Origin of the sequence: Cupriavidus gilardii, from assembly GCF_017598945.1 — a bacterium.
In the GTDB taxonomy this organism is placed as follows: Bacteria; Pseudomonadota; Gammaproteobacteria; order Burkholderiales; family Burkholderiaceae; genus Cupriavidus; species Cupriavidus gilardii_E.
The window spans coordinates 37336-52585 of sequence record NZ_JAGFTW010000009.1 but is presented as its reverse complement, the minus strand read 5'-3'; the positions used below and the strand labels follow the sequence as shown (position 1 = coordinate 52585).

At 65.8% G+C, this 15250-nt stretch carries 15 protein-coding genes and 1 tRNA gene; 1 reads left to right on the top strand and 15 read right to left on the bottom strand.

All coding sequences use genetic code 11. The features are described 5' to 3' along the window. From nuoE to J5T34_RS04540, 13 genes are all read right to left on the bottom strand, one after another. Entirely contained in the window at positions 1–501 is a 501-nt protein-coding gene (gene nuoE / locus J5T34_RS04600) for an NADH-quinone oxidoreductase subunit NuoE (protein ID WP_208578813.1), read from the bottom strand. Positions 502–668: 167 nt separating this feature from the next. Beyond that, the gene (locus J5T34_RS04595) at positions 669–1922 is read right to left on the bottom strand and encodes an NADH-quinone oxidoreductase subunit D (RefSeq protein ID WP_208578812.1); all 1254 of its coding nucleotides are present in this window, start codon (positions 1920–1922) and stop codon (positions 669–671) included. A gap of 19 nt (positions 1923–1941) precedes the next feature. Next, positions 1942–2541 (bottom strand): NADH-quinone oxidoreductase subunit C, encoded by a 600-nt coding sequence (locus J5T34_RS04590; protein ID WP_208578811.1) that lies wholly within the window; start codon positions 2539–2541, stop codon positions 1942–1944. 1 nt (position 2542) lies between these two features. Then, a complete protein-coding gene (locus J5T34_RS04585) occupies positions 2543–3025 on the bottom strand; it encodes a NuoB/complex I 20 kDa subunit family protein (protein WP_151023252.1) in 483 nt (160 codons plus the stop codon). Between the two features lie 6 nt (positions 3026–3031). Beyond that, complete coding sequence (locus tag J5T34_RS04580) at positions 3032–3391, bottom strand: NADH-quinone oxidoreductase subunit A (RefSeq protein WP_006576543.1); 360 nt, start codon at positions 3389–3391, stop codon at positions 3032–3034. Positions 3392–3560: 169 nt separating this feature from the next. Further along, positions 3561–3645: transfer RNA gene (locus J5T34_RS04575), tRNA-Leu, on the bottom strand. Between the two features lie 199 nt (positions 3646–3844). Beyond that, complete coding sequence (gene secG, locus J5T34_RS04570) at positions 3845–4222, bottom strand: preprotein translocase subunit SecG (RefSeq protein WP_208578810.1); 378 nt, start codon at positions 4220–4222, stop codon at positions 3845–3847. Between the two features lie 45 nt (positions 4223–4267). Next, positions 4268–5008 (bottom strand): triose-phosphate isomerase, encoded by a 741-nt coding sequence (tpiA, locus tag J5T34_RS04565; protein ID WP_208578809.1) that lies wholly within the window; start codon positions 5006–5008, stop codon positions 4268–4270. Positions 5009–5098: 90 nt separating this feature from the next. Next, positions 5099–5383: a hypothetical protein gene (locus tag J5T34_RS04560; protein WP_208578808.1), complete on the bottom strand. Its 285-nt coding sequence runs from the start codon at positions 5381–5383 to the stop codon at positions 5099–5101. 155 nt (positions 5384–5538) lie between these two features. Beyond that, entirely contained in the window at positions 5539–6549 is a 1011-nt protein-coding gene (locus J5T34_RS04555; RefSeq protein WP_208578807.1) for an NAD(P)H-quinone oxidoreductase, read from the bottom strand. A 219-nt stretch (positions 6550–6768) separates the two neighbouring features. After that, entirely contained in the window at positions 6769–8940 is a 2172-nt protein-coding gene (pnp, locus tag J5T34_RS04550; protein WP_208578806.1) for a polyribonucleotide nucleotidyltransferase, read from the bottom strand. A 534-nt stretch (positions 8941–9474) separates the two neighbouring features. Beyond that, positions 9475–9744, bottom strand: a complete 270-nt coding sequence (gene rpsO, locus J5T34_RS04545; protein ID WP_149319390.1) for a 30S ribosomal protein S15 — start codon at positions 9742–9744, stop codon at positions 9475–9477. A gap of 198 nt (positions 9745–9942) precedes the next feature. Continuing rightward, positions 9943–11190 (bottom strand): branched-chain amino acid ABC transporter substrate-binding protein, encoded by a 1248-nt coding sequence (locus tag J5T34_RS04540; protein ID WP_208578805.1) that lies wholly within the window; start codon positions 11188–11190, stop codon positions 9943–9945. A gap of 150 nt (positions 11191–11340) precedes the next feature. On the opposite strand from J5T34_RS04540, the gene J5T34_RS04535 reads away from it, so the two are divergent. Then, positions 11341–11865, top strand: a complete 525-nt coding sequence (locus J5T34_RS04535) for a hypothetical protein (RefSeq protein ID WP_174108110.1) — start codon at positions 11341–11343, stop codon at positions 11863–11865. A gap of 34 nt (positions 11866–11899) precedes the next feature. On the opposite strand, the gene J5T34_RS04530 is transcribed toward J5T34_RS04535, so the two are convergent. Together J5T34_RS04530 and J5T34_RS04525 are read right to left on the bottom strand one after the other, a co-directional pair. After that, a complete protein-coding gene (locus J5T34_RS04530) occupies positions 11900–13174 on the bottom strand; it encodes an ankyrin repeat domain-containing protein (RefSeq protein WP_208578804.1) in 1275 nt (424 codons plus the stop codon). Positions 13175–13508: 334 nt separating this feature from the next. Next, positions 13509–15047 (bottom strand): 2-isopropylmalate synthase, encoded by a 1539-nt coding sequence (locus J5T34_RS04525; RefSeq protein WP_208578803.1) that lies wholly within the window; start codon positions 15045–15047, stop codon positions 13509–13511. Between the last annotated feature and the right edge of the window lie 203 nt (positions 15048–15250).

The window sequence follows — 15250 nt, the reverse complement described above, 5'->3', positions numbered from 1 at the left end:
TTACTTGTCCCCCTTGGCAGCGGCTTCGGCCTTGAGCTCGTCGACCAGCGCGTCGAGCTTGGCGTCGCTCATGAAGCTGCACATGCGGGTGTTGTTGACGATCATCACCGGGGCGTCGCCGCAGGCGCCCATGCACTCGCCTTCCTTCAGCGTGAAGGTGCCGCACGGGGTCGTCTCGTTGTAGTCGATGCCCAGCTTGCGCTTCAGGTAGTCGCCGGCGCGTTCGCCGCCGGACAGTGCGCAAGGCAGGTTGGTACAGACGGTCAGCTTGTAGCGGCCGACCGGCTTGGTGTCGTACATGTTGTAGAAGGTGGCCACTTCCTCCACCCACACCGGCGGCATGTCGAGGTACCTGGCCACGAACTCCATGACTTCCGGGGACACCCAGCCCACTTCGCCCTGCGCCACGGCCAATGCCGCCATCACGGCCGATTGCTTCTGGTCGGCCGGATACTTGGCGATCGCGCGATCGATTTCCTTGAGAGCTTCTGCTGATAGCATGGTCGTTGCCGTGGTGTTGCCTAATGCGCCGATTTACAAGCGAAGCGCGCCAGCCGGTGGCGCGGTTCGCATCAGTTGCAGCCGTCGCTGCGTTTGTCCTCGCAGGCATGAGCCCCATGCCGGCTTGCCGCGGTCGGTCCGGATCGTCGTCCGGCGGCGGCACGTCGTTAGCGGTCGATCTCGCCGAACACGATGTCCTGCGTACCGATGATCGTCACCGCGTCCGCGATCATGTGGCCCCTGGCCATTTCGTCGAGCGCGGCCAGGTGAGCGAAGCCCGGCGCGCGGATCTTCAGACGGTACGGCTTGTTCGCGCCGTCGGAGATCGCATAGATACCGAACTCGCCCTTCGGGTGCTCCACCGCCGCGTAGGTCTCGCCCTCCGGCACGCGAATGCCTTCGGTGAAGAGCTTGAAATGGTGGATCAGCTCTTCCATGTTCGACTTCATGTCGACGCGCGACGGCGGCGTGACCTTGTGGTTGTCGCTCATCACCGGGCCCGGGTTGCGGCGCAGCCAGTCGACGCATTGCTTGATGATGCGGTTGGACTGGCGCATTTCTTCCACCCGCACCAGATAGCGCGAATAGCAGTCGCCGCCCACACCGACCGGCACGTCGAAGTCGACCTTGTCGTAGACCTCGTACGGCTGCTTCTTGCGCAGATCCCACTCGATCCCCGAGCCGCGCAGCATCGGGCCGGTGAAGCCCATTTGGAGCGCGCGCTCCGGGCTGACCACGCCGATGCCGACCAGGCGCTGCTTCCAGATCCGGTTGTCGGTCAGCAGCGTCTCGTACTCGTCGACGTACTTCGGGAAACGGTTGGTGAAATCCTCGATGAAGTCGAGCAGCGAGCCGGAGCGCGCCTCGTTCATCGCCTTGATCGCCCGTTCGTTGTGGACCTTGGACGCCTTGTATTGCGGCATCGTGTCAGGCAGGTCGCGATAGACGCCGCCCGGACGATAGTAGGCCGCGTGCATCCGCGCGCCCGACACCGCCTCGTACATGTCGAACATGTCCTCGCGCTCGCGGAACGCGTACAGGAACACCGCCATCGCGCCGACGTCCAGCGCATGCGAGCCGATCCACATCAGGTGGTTCAGCAGACGCGTGATCTCGTCGAACATCACGCGGATGTACTGCGCGCGGATCGGCACGTCGATGCCGACCAGCTTCTCGATCGCCATCACGTAGGCGTGTTCGTTGGCCATCATCGACACATAGTCGAGACGGTCCATGTACGGCACGCTCTGGATCCAGGTCTTCTGTTCGGCCAGCTTCTCGGTGGCACGGTGCAGCAGGCCGATGTGCGGATCGGCGCGCTGGATCACCTCGCCGTCCAGCTCCAGCACCAGGCGCAGCACGCCGTGCGCCGCCGGGTGCTGCGGACCGAAGTTCAGGGTGTAATTCTTGATATCTGCCATCGCGGGTTCTCAGTGCCGGTCAGTGCTTCAGGCCGCCGTAGTTTTCCTCGCGGATCACCCGTGGCGTCAGCTCGCGCGGTTCGATCGTGACCGGCTGATAGATGACGCGCTTCTGCTCGGGGTCGTAGCGCATCTCGACATAGCCGGACACCGGGAAGTCCTTGCGGAACGGATGGCCGACGAAACCGTAGTCGGTCAGGATGCGGCGCAGGTCCGGATGGCCTTCGAAGATGATGCCGTAGAAGTCGAACGCCTCGCGCTCGAACCAGTTGACCGAGTTCCACACGTCGATCAGCGACGGGATCACCGGCATGTCGTCGTCCGGTGCAAACACGCGCACGCGCAGGCGCCAGTTATGCGTCAGCGACAGCAGATGCGTGACCGCGGCGAAACGCGGGCCGTCCCAGGCACCGTCGCCATAGGTGGAATAGTCGACGCCGCACAGATCGATCAGCTGTTCGAAACGCAGCGACGGATCGTCGCGCAGGATGCGGGCCGCTTCGAGGTAGGCGTCGGCCTTGACGATCAGCGTCAGCTCGCCGAGCGATTCCACCAGCTTGGCGATGCGATTGCCGAGCGCCTTCTCCAGCGCGGACTTCAGGGTATCGAGCTTGGCCATGTCAACCCTTGCGCGCGATGGTGTTGGTGCGGCGGATCTTGTTCTGCAGCTGGATGATGCCGTAGATCAGCGCTTCGGCCGTCGGCGGGCAGCCCGGCACGTAGATGTCGACCGGCACGATCCGGTCGCAACCGCGCACCACCGAATACGAGTAGTGATAGTAGCCGCCGCCGTTGGCGCACGAGCCCATCGAGATGACCCAGCGCGGCTCGGCCATCTGGTCGTACACCTTGCGCAGTGCGGGGGCCATCTTGTTGCACAGCGTGCCGGCCACGATCATCACGTCCGACTGGCGCGGCGATGGGCGGAAAATCACGCCGAAGCGGTCCATGTCGTAGCGCGACGCGCCGGCATGCATCATTTCCACGGCACAGCAGGCCAGGCCGAAGGTCATCGGCCACAGCGACCCGGTGCGGGTCCAGTTGATCAGCTTGTCAGCGGTAGTCGTGACGAAGCCTTCGTTCAGAACGCCTTCGATTGCCATTTCACATCACTCCCAATCGAGCGCGCCCTTTTTCCAGATGTAGACGAAGCCCACGATGAATTCCAGCAGAAACACGCCCATGGCGATGAAACCCGGCCAGCCGATGTCCTGCAGGGCGACGCCCCACGGGAAAAGGAAAGCGGTTTCGAGATCGAACAGAATGAAAAGGATGGCGATGAGGTAGTAGCGCACGTCGAACTTCATGCGCGCGTCCTCGAACGCTTCGAAGCCGCACTCGTAAGGCGAGAGCTTGGCCGCGTCGGGCTTGTTCGGACCCAGGATCCGGCCGATCGACATCAGCGCGAGGCCGAGCACGACGCCGAAGATGATGAAGACGAGAACGGGGAAATAGGCTTCGAGATTCAAGGTACGGCCAGCCTTATCTGGAATGTTGTCAACAGCACCAGCTGAAGCGGCGTCCTGTTGCCCACCCCACGCGCCCAACGCCATTGCGCAGACATCACGGCGCCGCCTTGCGGACTGCCGGAGCCCCTCACCGGGGCATTGCCCGGGAGCAGACTCCGATCAAGTTGTTTGGTGCCGACGGCGAGACTCGAACTCGCACAGCTTTCGCCACTACCCCCTCAAGATAGCGTGTCTACCAATTTCACCACGTCGGCTGGGGGAGAAACAATATTGCCTGGCGCCGGGTTTCAAGCCCTTCGGAACGCTGGTTTTGCGGCCATTTTTGCTATTTGGCTGCACCGCCAGGAACCGTCGCTGGGGAATCGTTTCAAGCCCTGCATTCTAACCCATGATCGCCACTTTGTTCAATGCACAAGTGCAAAATGTTCGGCAATCCCGGGCGCGAATGCCGGATTATTTCGGCACGGCGGGAGCAGCCGGCGCCGAGGCTGCGGCGGCCGGCGCTGCCGGGGCCGACGCCGCCGGCGCGGAGGCGGCCGGCGCCGGAGCGGTCTGCGGGGCCGCGCCCATCACGCCCAGCGAGGCCGACGGACGGTAGTTGCCCAGCAGCGTCAGCGCCAGCGTGCAGACGAAGAACAGCGTGGCCAGCACCGCCGTGGTACGCGACAGGAAGTTGGCCGAGCCGGTGGCGCCGAACAGGCTGCCGGAGGCGCCCGAGCCGAACGCTGCGCCGACGTCGGCGCCCTTGCCGTGCTGCAGCAGCACCAGCCCGATCACGCCCAGTGCCGACAGCACCTGCGCGACCATCAATAGAGTTTTCAGAATTGCCATGGATTCGATTCGCTTGCCTGATTCAGACGGTCGGTGCGGCCGGCATCAGGCGTTGCCGATCGCGAGAAAATCTTCGGTTTTGAGGGAGGCGCCGCCGATCAGCCCGCCGTCGATATCGGCCATCGAGAACAGCTCGGCCGCATTGTCCGGCTTGACGCTGCCGCCGTACAGGATCGCCATGCGCTGCGCCACACCGGCGTCGCGGGCGGCGACCTGGGCGCGCAGGAAGGCGTGCACGGCCTGGGCCTGCTCCTTGCTGGCGGTCTTGCCCGTGCCGATCGCCCAGACCGGCTCGTAGGCCAGCACCACGCGACCCAGCTGCTCGACCGACAGCGCTTCCAGCACCGCCTGCAGCTGCCGGCCGACCACGGCCTCGGTCTCGCCCGCCTCGCGCTGCTCCAGCGTTTCGCCGACGCAGATCACCGGCACGATGCCGAATTCCAGGGCCCGCAGCGCCTTGGCCGCGACGGCGGCATCGCTCTCGCCATGATAGGTGCGGCGCTCGGAATGGCCGACCAGCACGTAGCTGACGCCGAATTCGGCCAGCATCGACGCCGCCACTTCGCCGGTGAAGGCGCCGCGCGCCTCGGCCGACACGTCCTGCGCACCCCAGGCGATCTGGCTGCCCGCCAGCAACGCCTGGCACTGCGCCAGATACGGGAACGGCGCGCAGACCGCGAGGCTGGCACCCGCAGGGGCACCGGCCTTGATACCGTTCAGCAGGGCCTCGTTGGCAGCCAGGCTGCCATGCATCTTCCAGTTGCCGATGACGAGCTTTTGTCTCACGAAAGCGCCTCTCAAAATCAAACCCGCAATTGTACCGCGCCGAGTACCCGGGCGCTACGACCACGCGATACCCGGCGCCGTCGCGTCAGCTCAGGGGACCAGGCGTGCCTCCGCCTGGGCCAGCGCCCGCGCCTCCATCCGCTCCATCACCTTCTTCGACACGCGGTAGGAGTGGCAGGCCTCGACGCAGCAGATACAAGGAAAGAGACAGCGCAGGCAACAGCAAAGCCAGGCCCGCCACGTTCCGGCCCGCTCCAGCTCGGGCTGGACAAGCGCGGTCAACTCGTCGATATCCTGCTGCGTCATGTGGTTGGGGGCCTCAGACGGAAACAATCCCGGGTGAATGGCCTGGGGTGCGGTTCGATTGGTCTGCATGGCAAGCTCCTTGGAAGTGACCGATGCCGATATGGCCAAGGAAGTATTCGCCGCCAACTCGCCGGGATTGTCTCGTTGCCGCCCCGATTTCAACTTCTGCCCCGCCCGCGCGCATGCCGCAGAAGCGGCCGGGCATCGCCCGGCCGCTCTGGCCGTCAGCCTTGCCAGGTCAGCACGATCTTGCCGACATGCTCGCTCGACTCCATCAGGCGATGGGCATCGGCGGCGTGCGCGGCCGGAAAGACCTGATGGATCACCGGCTTGATGCTGCCATTGGCCAGCAGCGGCCAGACATGCTCGTGCAGCGCACGGGCGATTTCGCCCTTGAACGAGGCCGGGCGCGGGCGCAGCGTCGAGCCGGTGACGGTGATGCGGCGGCGCAGGATGTCGCCGAGCGGAATCTCCGCCTTGGCCCCGCCGAGCAGCGCGATGATGACGATGCGGCCGTCGTCGGCGATGCACGACAGCTCGCGCGCCAGATAGGAGCCGGCCACCATGTCGAGAATCACGTCGACACCGCGGCCTTCGGTCAGCGTCTTGACCTCGGCGGCAAAGTCCTGCGTCTTGTAGTTGATCGCGCGGTCGGCGCCGAGGTCCTCGCAGGCGCGGCACTTCTCGTCGCTGCCGGCGGTGACGAATACCTTGTGGCCCAGCGCCTTGGCGATCTGGATCGCGGTGGTACCGATGCCGCTCGAACCGCCCTGGATCAGCAGCGTCTCTTCCTTTCCGCGCGGGCCGCGGCCGAGATAGCCGCGGTCGAAGACATTGCTCCACACGGTGAAGAAGGTCTCGGGCAAGGCCGCGGCCTCGATATCGCTGAGCCCCTGCGGCACCGGCAGGCACTGTGCCAGCGGCGCGGTGCACAGCTGCGCGTAGCCGCCGCCCTGCACCAGCGCGCAGACGCGGTCGCCGACCTTCAGGCCGAAGCGATTGTCCGGATGCGAAAGGTCGCCGCCGACGATCTCGCCCGCCACCTCGAGTCCCGGCAGATCGGACGCGCCCGGCGGCACCGGATAGTTGCCGGTGCGCTGGAACACGTCCGGCCGGTTGATGCCGGCCGCGGCGACGCGGATCAGGACTTCACCGGGACCGGGCGTCGGATCGGGACGCTCGGTCAACTGCAACACGTCGGGGCCGCCGTATTCGCGGATCTCGATGGCTTGCATGCTGGCTCCTTGAAACTGAAACCGCGCGTGGTGCGCGGCAGGGATGCGAAAAAGGAAGGGAAACAGAAAGCGCGAACGAACGCGCCTGCCCTGAGGGACTGGCGGCAGTGTAAACAAAAAAACGGCCGGGCATCGCCCAGCCGTTCTTCGGTACCGATCGCGCCTGACCGCGAAACCGCCGCCCCGCCTGCGCGGAAACGGCGGCTTCAGCGCCGCAGCTTACTGCTGCTCGCTGCCGGCGGGGGCCGATGACTCGGCCGGCGCTTCGGCGTTGGCCAGCGGGGCGATCGAACCGCCCTCCTCGGCCATCGCCGCCTTCAGCGACAGACGCAGGCGACCCTTCTCGTCGGCCTGGATCAGCTTGACGCGGACCTGCTGGCCTTCCTTCAGCCAGTCCTTGATGTCCTTGACGCGCTCGTTGACGATCTCCGAGATATGCAGCAGACCGTCCTTGCCCGGCAGGATGTTGACGATGGCGCCGAAGTCCAGCAGCTTCAGCACGGTGCCGTTGTAGATCTTGCCCACTTCGGCTTCCGCGGTGATGCCCTCGATGCGGCGCTTGGCCTCGGCCATGCCTTCAGTCGAGGTCGACGCGATCGTGATCGTGCCGTCTTCCTGGATGTCGATCGTGGTGCCGGTTTCCTTGGTCAGCGCCTGGATCGTCGAGCCGCCCTTGCCGATCACCTCGCGGATCTTGTCCGGATGGATCTTCATCGTGATCATGCGCGGTGCGTGCTCCGACAGCTCGGTGCGCGCATGGCCCATCGCCTCCTGCATCTTCGACAGGATATGCAGGCGGCCTTCCTTGGCCTGCGCCAGCGCGACCTGCATGATCTCCTTGGTGATGCCCTGGACCTTGATGTCCATCTGCAGCGCGGTGATGCCGTTGTCGGTGCCCGCCACCTTGAAGTCCATGTCGCCGAGGTGGTCCTCGTCGCCGAGGATGTCGGTCAGCACGGCGAACTTGTTGCCTTCCAGGATCAGACCCATGGCCACGCCGGCCACATGCGCCTTGACCGGAACGCCGGCATCCATCAGCGCCAGGCAGCCGCCGCAGACCGAAGCCATCGACGACGAGCCGTTCGACTCGGTGATTTCCGAGACCAGGCGGATCGTGTAGGCGAATTCGTCCTCGGCTGGCAGCACCGGGATCAGCGCGCGCTTGGCCAGACGGCCGTGGCCGATCTCGCGGCGCTTGGGCGAACCCACGCGGCCCGTCTCGCCGGTGGCAAACGGGGGCATGTTGTAGTGGAGCATGAAGCGGTCGCGGTATTCGCCGGCCAGCGCGTCGATGATCTGCTCATCGCTCTTGGTGCCGAGCGTGGCCACCACCAGCGCCTGGGTCTCGCCGCGGGTGAACAGCGCCGAGCCGTGCGCGCGCGGCAGCACCGACGAACGGATCTCGATCGGGCGCACGGTGCGGGTATCGCGGCCATCGATGCGCGGCTCGCCGGCCAGAATCTGGCCGCGGACGATCTTCGCTTCCAGGTCGAACAGGATGTTGCCGACCTCGACCTTGTCGAACTCGACGCCGGCCTCGGCCAGCCTGGCCTCGACCGCGGTGTAGGCTTCCTTGATCTTTTGCGAGCGGGCCGACTTCTGGCGGATCTGGTAGGCCTCCTGCAGCAGCGGCGCGCCGAATTCGGCCACCTTGGCGATCAGCGGCTCGTTCTTGGCCGCCGGCGCCCAGTTCCACTCGGGCTTGCCGCCTTCGCGCACCAGCTCGTGGATCGCGTTGATCGCGATCTGCATCTGCTCATGGCCATAGACCACGGCGCCCAGCATCACTTCCTCGGACAGCTGGTTGGCTTCGGATTCGACCATCAGCACGGCACGCTCGGTGCCGGCCACGATCAGGTCCATCTCGGAGCTGGCCAGCTGGCTGCGGGTCGGGTTCAGCAGATACTGGCCGTTCTGGTAGCCGACGCGTGCGGCGCCCACCGGGCCGTTGAACGGAATGCCCGAGACCGCCAGCGCGGCCGAGGCGCCGATCAGCGCCGGGATATCGGCCGGCACTTCGGGGTTCAGCGAGACGACGTGGACCACCACCTGCACGTCGTTATAGAAGCCTTCCGGAAACAGCGGACGCAGCGGACGGTCGATCAGCCGCGAGGTCAGCGTCTCGTTCTCCGACGGACGGCCTTCGCGCTTGAAGAAGCCGCCCGGGATCTTGCCGGCGGCATAGGTCTTCTCGATGTAGTCGACCGTCAGCGGGAAGAAATCCTGGCCCGGCTTGGGTTGCTTGGCGGCCACCACGGTGGCGAGCACCACGGTGTCCTCGACATCGACCAGCACCGCGCCGCCGGCCTGGCGGGCGATTTCGCCGGTTTCCATGCGGACCGTATGCTGGCCCCATTGGAATTGCTTGACGACCTTGTTGAACATGGACATGAGCGTTCCCCTGTGTGCTTGCACGGCGACGGGCCATCGGGCCCGCCGGCGTGTCGGCGCCCGCGTGATGCAGCCGCGGGCAATGCTGCCGGATCGCTGTCAGGCGCGGTTGCAGGGAAGTGCTATGCCATTCCAGCGCGTCACCGGGGCGGGATCGATGCAGAACGATCGATGCCCGCGTCGATGAGGCGCTGGAATGACACAAAGCCCTGTTTCCTTGCCGGACTCCGGTGTCATGAATAAAAAGAACGAATTAACTTACTCCGTTGCGCATCGTGGCGCAACGGCAACGGCGCCCGGCCGGGCCGGCCGCCCGCGGCGCCATCGGCTTCGCGGCATTTGCCGCTGCAGCCGATTCGCCGCGCAAAAAACAAAATGCCTGCATCAGCAGTGCTGACGCAGGCATCCTGGCGTCACGCCGGGGCGTGCGGTGCGAGACGCGGTACGAGGATCGACCATGCAGACCATGCCGCCATCGGCATCGCCATCCTCGTCCCTTCCCTGACCTGAGCGGCCGGCCTGACCTGGCGCAATTTACTTGCGCAGACCCAGCTTCTCGATCAGCGCGCGATAACGGTCGGCGTCGTTCGACTTCAGGTAGTCCAGCAGGCGGCGACGACGGCTCACCATGCGCAGCAGACCGCGGCGGCTGTGGTGATCCTTCATGTTGGCCTTGAAGTGCGGGGTCAGTTCGTTGATGCGCGTGGTCAGCAGAGCGACCTGGACTTCGGGGCTGCCGGTGTCGTTGGCGCCACGGGCGAACTGCTTGATGACTTCGGACTTGTTGATATCGGCTACGGACATGGTATTTCCTTTCACTTGCGAACGTTGCAGCGCCAGGGCCGCGAACGTCGTGCGGGATAAAGATGCGGCTTGCGCCGCACCACTGCTTTGCCGCCGGGTGCGCCCGCGTTGCCGCGAGTGCCGCCTGAACGACAGCCGCGCATTATAGCGCAACTGCAGTGGCCGGGCAAAACCGCGGGCTGCGGGCCTGCCGAACGCCTACGGCCGCTCCATCCTGCAGGTGGTGGCCCGGGTGGTCTGGGCCGCCTTCAGCCGCTTGACGGTACGGAAGCCGAAGCCCGACCCCTCGTTGTCGAAGCGGACGTCGCCGCCCTGGCGCTCCATCATCGACACATAGAGCGGCTGCAGCACCTGGTGATCGTCCGCGCGCACCGTGGCGTCGTGGAATTCGTTGACGTAGCGCATGTCCTCCAGCGCCCGTGCGACCTTGATCGCATCGGTCGAGCCGGCCTGCTCGATGGCGCGCGCCAGCATCTCGACCATCATCTGCATGCGCAGATGGACGTAATCGTCCTTCGGCTCGGGATAGCGGCTGCGGAAGGCCTGATAGAACGCGTCCGACGCGGCGCCGCCCACGTTCGGATGCCATTCGGCGACCGCCAGCACGCGGCCCACGCCGGCATCGCCCATCGCCGCCGGGGCGCCCAGACCATTGCCATAGAAGGTATAGAACTTGGCGCCCAGGCCGCCCTCGCGCGCGGCCTTGACCATCAGCGTCAGGTCGTTGCCCCAGTTGCCGGTGATCACCGCGTCGGCGCCGCTGGCCTTGATCTTGGCGATATAGGGCGCGAAGTCCTTGATCTTGCCGATCGGATGAAATTCGTCGCCGACGATCTTCACATCGGGCCGCTTGGCGGCCAGCATGTCGCGCGCCAGCCGCGAGACCTGGTGGCCGAAGCTGTAGTCCTGGGCGATCAGATAGACCCGGCGCACGCTGGCGTCGGCGCGGATGACCTCGGTCAGCGCCTCCATCCGCATGTCGGCGCCAGCGTCGAAGCGGAAATGCCAGAAGCTGCAGTTCTCGTTGGTCAGCGCCGGATCGACCGCCGAATAGTTCAGGAACAGCACGCGGGCATCGGGCTGGCGGCTGTTGTGACGGTTCACGGCGCCCACCAGCGCGGCGGCCACCGCGGAGCTGTTCCCCTGCAGCACGAAGGGAATGCGGCGGTCCACCAGCGCGCGGAACTGGATCAGGCTCTCGTCGACATTGCCCTTGCTGTCGAAGGTGACGAGCTCCAGCGGGCGCTGCCCTTCCGCGGTGCGGACGCCGCCACGGGCATTGACCCGCTCGATCGCGAGCCGCAGATTGCGCACCACCGCTTCGCCGGCATTGGCGAACGGGCCCGACAGCCCGTCGATCATGCCGAGCCGGATCGGCTCCTGCGCCGCCGCGGCCCCTCCCGCCAGGGCCAACAGGCAAGCCCCCAGCCACCCCTTCCAAACCATCGATCGCCCTCCGCGAAAGCGCAGCATGGTAAGCCAGCGCTCACCGCCTTGCAATCGTGCCGGCGCGGCGGCGGCGCCTCACCGCGATGCCATGCGGCGCCTGCGGCGCTACACTTGCGCTATCCGTTGGCATGAAGGTCGAGGATCGCAATGAAAGCACTGGAAAGCATTGGCCGCTGGCTCGCGCTCGGCACCGCGGGCGCGCTGTTGACGGCCTGCGTGTACCTGCAGCCGGTACAGGAGGCGCAGAAGCTGATCGGCGCACCCGAAAGCACGGTACGCGCGACCTTCGGCGAGCCGACCGATATCTACCGGCTGGACGACGGCACCGTGCGCTGGATCTATTCCAAGCAGCCGCTGGGGCGCCAGGCCTATGCGGCGGACTTCGACACCAGCGGCAAGCTGACGCGGTTTCGCCAGATGCTGACCACCACGGAGCTCTACAAGGCCAGGGTCGGCACCTGGACCAAGCGCGACGTCGCCGAGCATTTCGGCCTGCCGCGCGAGCCGACGCAGTACTTCCCGCTGATGCGCCGGGATGTCTGGTCGTACCGCTTCCTGCATGAGGACAACTGGCCGTCGCTGTTCCACTTCTATTTCGACGACGCCGGCGTGTTGCGGCAGACCCAGATCACGCCGGATCCGCTGGCCGATCCGCGCGAGACGATCAGGTAGATGTCGTAGCTCCGGTAGATTCCGTGTTCGGTGTTCAGTGCCGGCGGCCCGGCGAAGCCGGCCCTGCCTCCCCGCGGCTTCGCGAGCATGCCGGCGCTCCGTCCGCCGGCTCGGCGCGCGTCCTCGCGCCCTGCATCGCCGATGGCTTGCAACCATATTTGACCAGGGCTTCGATCAGCCACGAATCTGCCGTTCGCGCCGCGATCCTGGCCAACGCGCAATCCCAGATCGTCTGCCCCGCCTGATTCGTTCGATCGGCAAAGCGCAGGGCGTGCCTCGACGTATTGCGGGCATCCGTCATCGCCGCCTGCTGCAGAAAGCGGCGCACCGCCTCCTTGTCGCCGTGCATGACAGCCAGGTGGACCGGCGTATTGCCTTCGTAGTCGGAGGCGAAGATCGGCGGCGTTGCCTGTCCGTCGGGCTCTGCCTTTCCGTTCGCTCGCGCCCGCTCCTTGTTCCGCTCCTCGTCCGCGCACCATGCCTCGGTCGCGATACCAACTCGCACGAACAGCGGGTCGAGCACCTCCCGGATTGCCAGCCGGGGATCGCGCGCCACGTGATGCAGCACGGTTCTGTTGTCGCCATCGACCTGCGTCATCGCCGTCGCGTCGTATCGCAGGAATTGCACGACGCCCTCGGGAGTCGCAATGCGGCTGCGGAAGATCTCCTGCCCCAGGCGGGGGTCCTGCCTGTCCAGCCCGCGGGCCAAGGTCGCTCGACCCGCCTCGATGGCTTCGCGTCGGCACTTGACCATGTTCGCGGGCAACGCAGCGTCGAGTTGACGCAGCAGTTGACGTTCGTCCCGCCGGGCTCGTCGCCCTCTGCTCCGCAGGCAGCGGAGCCAGTCCCAAAGGGCCCTGAACATCGGCCAGGCCGATTCGCTGACCGTCGTCCACCTTGCCGTGCCGCGCAGCTCGACCACGGCAAACCGCTTCTCGCAAGAGCGACCCCGCACTTGCAGCAACCCGCCGGCCGCGACGTGTTCCAGCGCCAGTTTGCGGTTGATGGTGCGACCGGGAAGGAGCGCTTCGAGGTCCACGGCCTGGACCACCGCGGCCCGCAAGCGCCTGGCCAGGCCATCGGCCAGCAGCCGTTCCTGCCGACGGTCTCTTCGCACGGGCTTGCCGTGCCCGGCAAGCAGGCAGGCCCCGGCGTACTCCCTGTCCCATTTGACCCGGTAGCTGCGCTCCCCGATCAGTAACGGCGTACCGAGCGCGATGCGGTGCCTGTCGCCATCCCCAAGATCCTTCACTTGTTCCGCATTCGACAATCTGAGCGGCACGGAAAACTCACTGACTACCAACGACATCGACATCCCACCCGCACAAAGGTACTGCGGTCACACACAAGAAATCGCCTCCACGAATCCTTGCGAACCGCGACCGCGATGATCGTGCAGTGCTGGCGCGACGGCTTCCGGTTTCCTCGCCGCTGTGTGCTTTTGTCACGTTCCGCAGCGTTCCGCCATGCAGTTCTGCCGCGATGTTGCGCGTCGTTGGGCCCGCTGCTGCAAGGACAAACAAAAACGCCGATCGTCCCGAGCAGTGCTCGCGAACGACCGGCGTGGCGTGTGGGTTGGCCGGGTTGATCGGGTTGATCGGGTTGGTCGTCGGGTCGGCCCGAAGGCCGGGCAGACGAATCGATCAGATCTGCGGATTGATCTTCTGTACTGCCTTGTCGTGCAGCTTGTTCAGCGCCGCCAGATAGGCCTTGGCCGAAGCCGCGACGATGTCCGGGTCGGTGCCGACGCCGTTGACGATGCGGCCGGCCTTCGACAGCCGCACCGTGACCTCGCCCTGCGCCTGCGTGCCGGTGGTGATCGCGTTGACCGAATACAGCACCAGCTCGGCGCCGCTGTTCACCTTGCCTTCGATCGCATGCAGCGTGGCGTCGACCGGGCCGTTGCCCTCGCCTTCGCCGGTGCATTCCTGGCCGTCCATGTTGAACACCACGCGCGCATGCGGCCGCTCGCCGGTTTCCGAGCGCTGCGACAGCGAGATGAAGCGATAGTGCTCGTTGGCGTCATGCGCCTCGTCCGAGACGATGGCCATGATGTCTTCGTCGAAGATCTCGGCCTTCTGGTCGGCCAGCTCCTTGAAGCGGGCGAAGGCGGCATTGACTTCGCTCTCGCTGTCGAGCTCGATGCCCAGCTCCTGCAGGCGCTGCTTGAACGCGTTGCGGCCGGACAGCTTGCCCAGCACGATCTTGTTGGCGGTCCAGCCCACGTCCTCGGCCCGCATGATCTCGTAGGTATCGCGCGCCTTCAGCACGCCGTCCTGGTGGATGCCGGACGCATGGGCAAAGGCGTTGGCGCCGACCACGGCCTTGTTCGGCTGCACCACGAAGCCGGTGATCTGCGAGACCAGCTTCGAGGCCGGCACGATCTGCGTGGTATCGACGCCCACATCGAGATTGAAGTAGTCGCGCCGGGTCTTGACCGCCATCACCACCTCTTCGAGGCTGGTGTTGCCGGCACGCTCGCCCAGGCCGTTGATCGTGCATTCGATCTGGCGCGCGCCGCCGAGCTTGACCGCGGCCAGCGAGTTCGCCACCGCCATGCCCAGGTCGTTATGGCAGTGCACCGACCAGACCGCCTTGTCCGAATTCGGAATGCGCTCGCGCACCGAACGGATCAGCGCGGCATAGCCTTCGGGCACCGCATAGCCGACCGTATCCGGCAGGTTGATCGTGGTCGCGCCCTCGTCGATCACGGCCTCCAGCACGCGGCACAGGAAGTCCATGTCGGAGCGGCTGCCGTCTTCCGGCGAGAACTCGATGTCGTCGGTGAACTGGCGCGCGAACCGTACGGCGAGACGGGCCTGCTCGTAGACCTGGTCCGGCGTCATGCGCAGCTTCTTTTCCATATGCAGCGCCGAGGTGGCGATGAAGGTATGGATGCGGAAGGCGTTGGCGGGCTTGAGCGCCTCGGCGGCGCGGGCGATGTCCTTGTCGTTGGCGCGCGCCAGCGAGCAGATGGTCGAGTCCTTGACGGTCTGCGCGATCGCGCGGATCGCCTCGAAGTCGCCGTTCGAGCTGGCGGCGAAGCCGGCCTCGATCACATCGACCTTCAGGCGCTCGAGCTGGCGCGCGATGCGGATCTTCTCCTCGCGCGTCATCGAGGCGCCGGGCGACTGCTCGCCGTCGCGCAAGGTGGTATCGAAAATGATCAGTTTGTCCGACATGGAAAACGCTCCTGGGGGATAAGTGCTCGAACGGGTTTCGGCGGTTTCGGTTTCTGTTCCGGGTGCCCCGCTGCCTGCCGGTCGCATCGTCGCCACTGGCTGCGGCACAATGCAAAACGCCCCGGCGTGCAGGGATGCAGGCCGGGGCGTGGATAAATCCTGTGCGACTTCGCGTTAAGGTATCGCTTCCTCAGCGCGCGCGC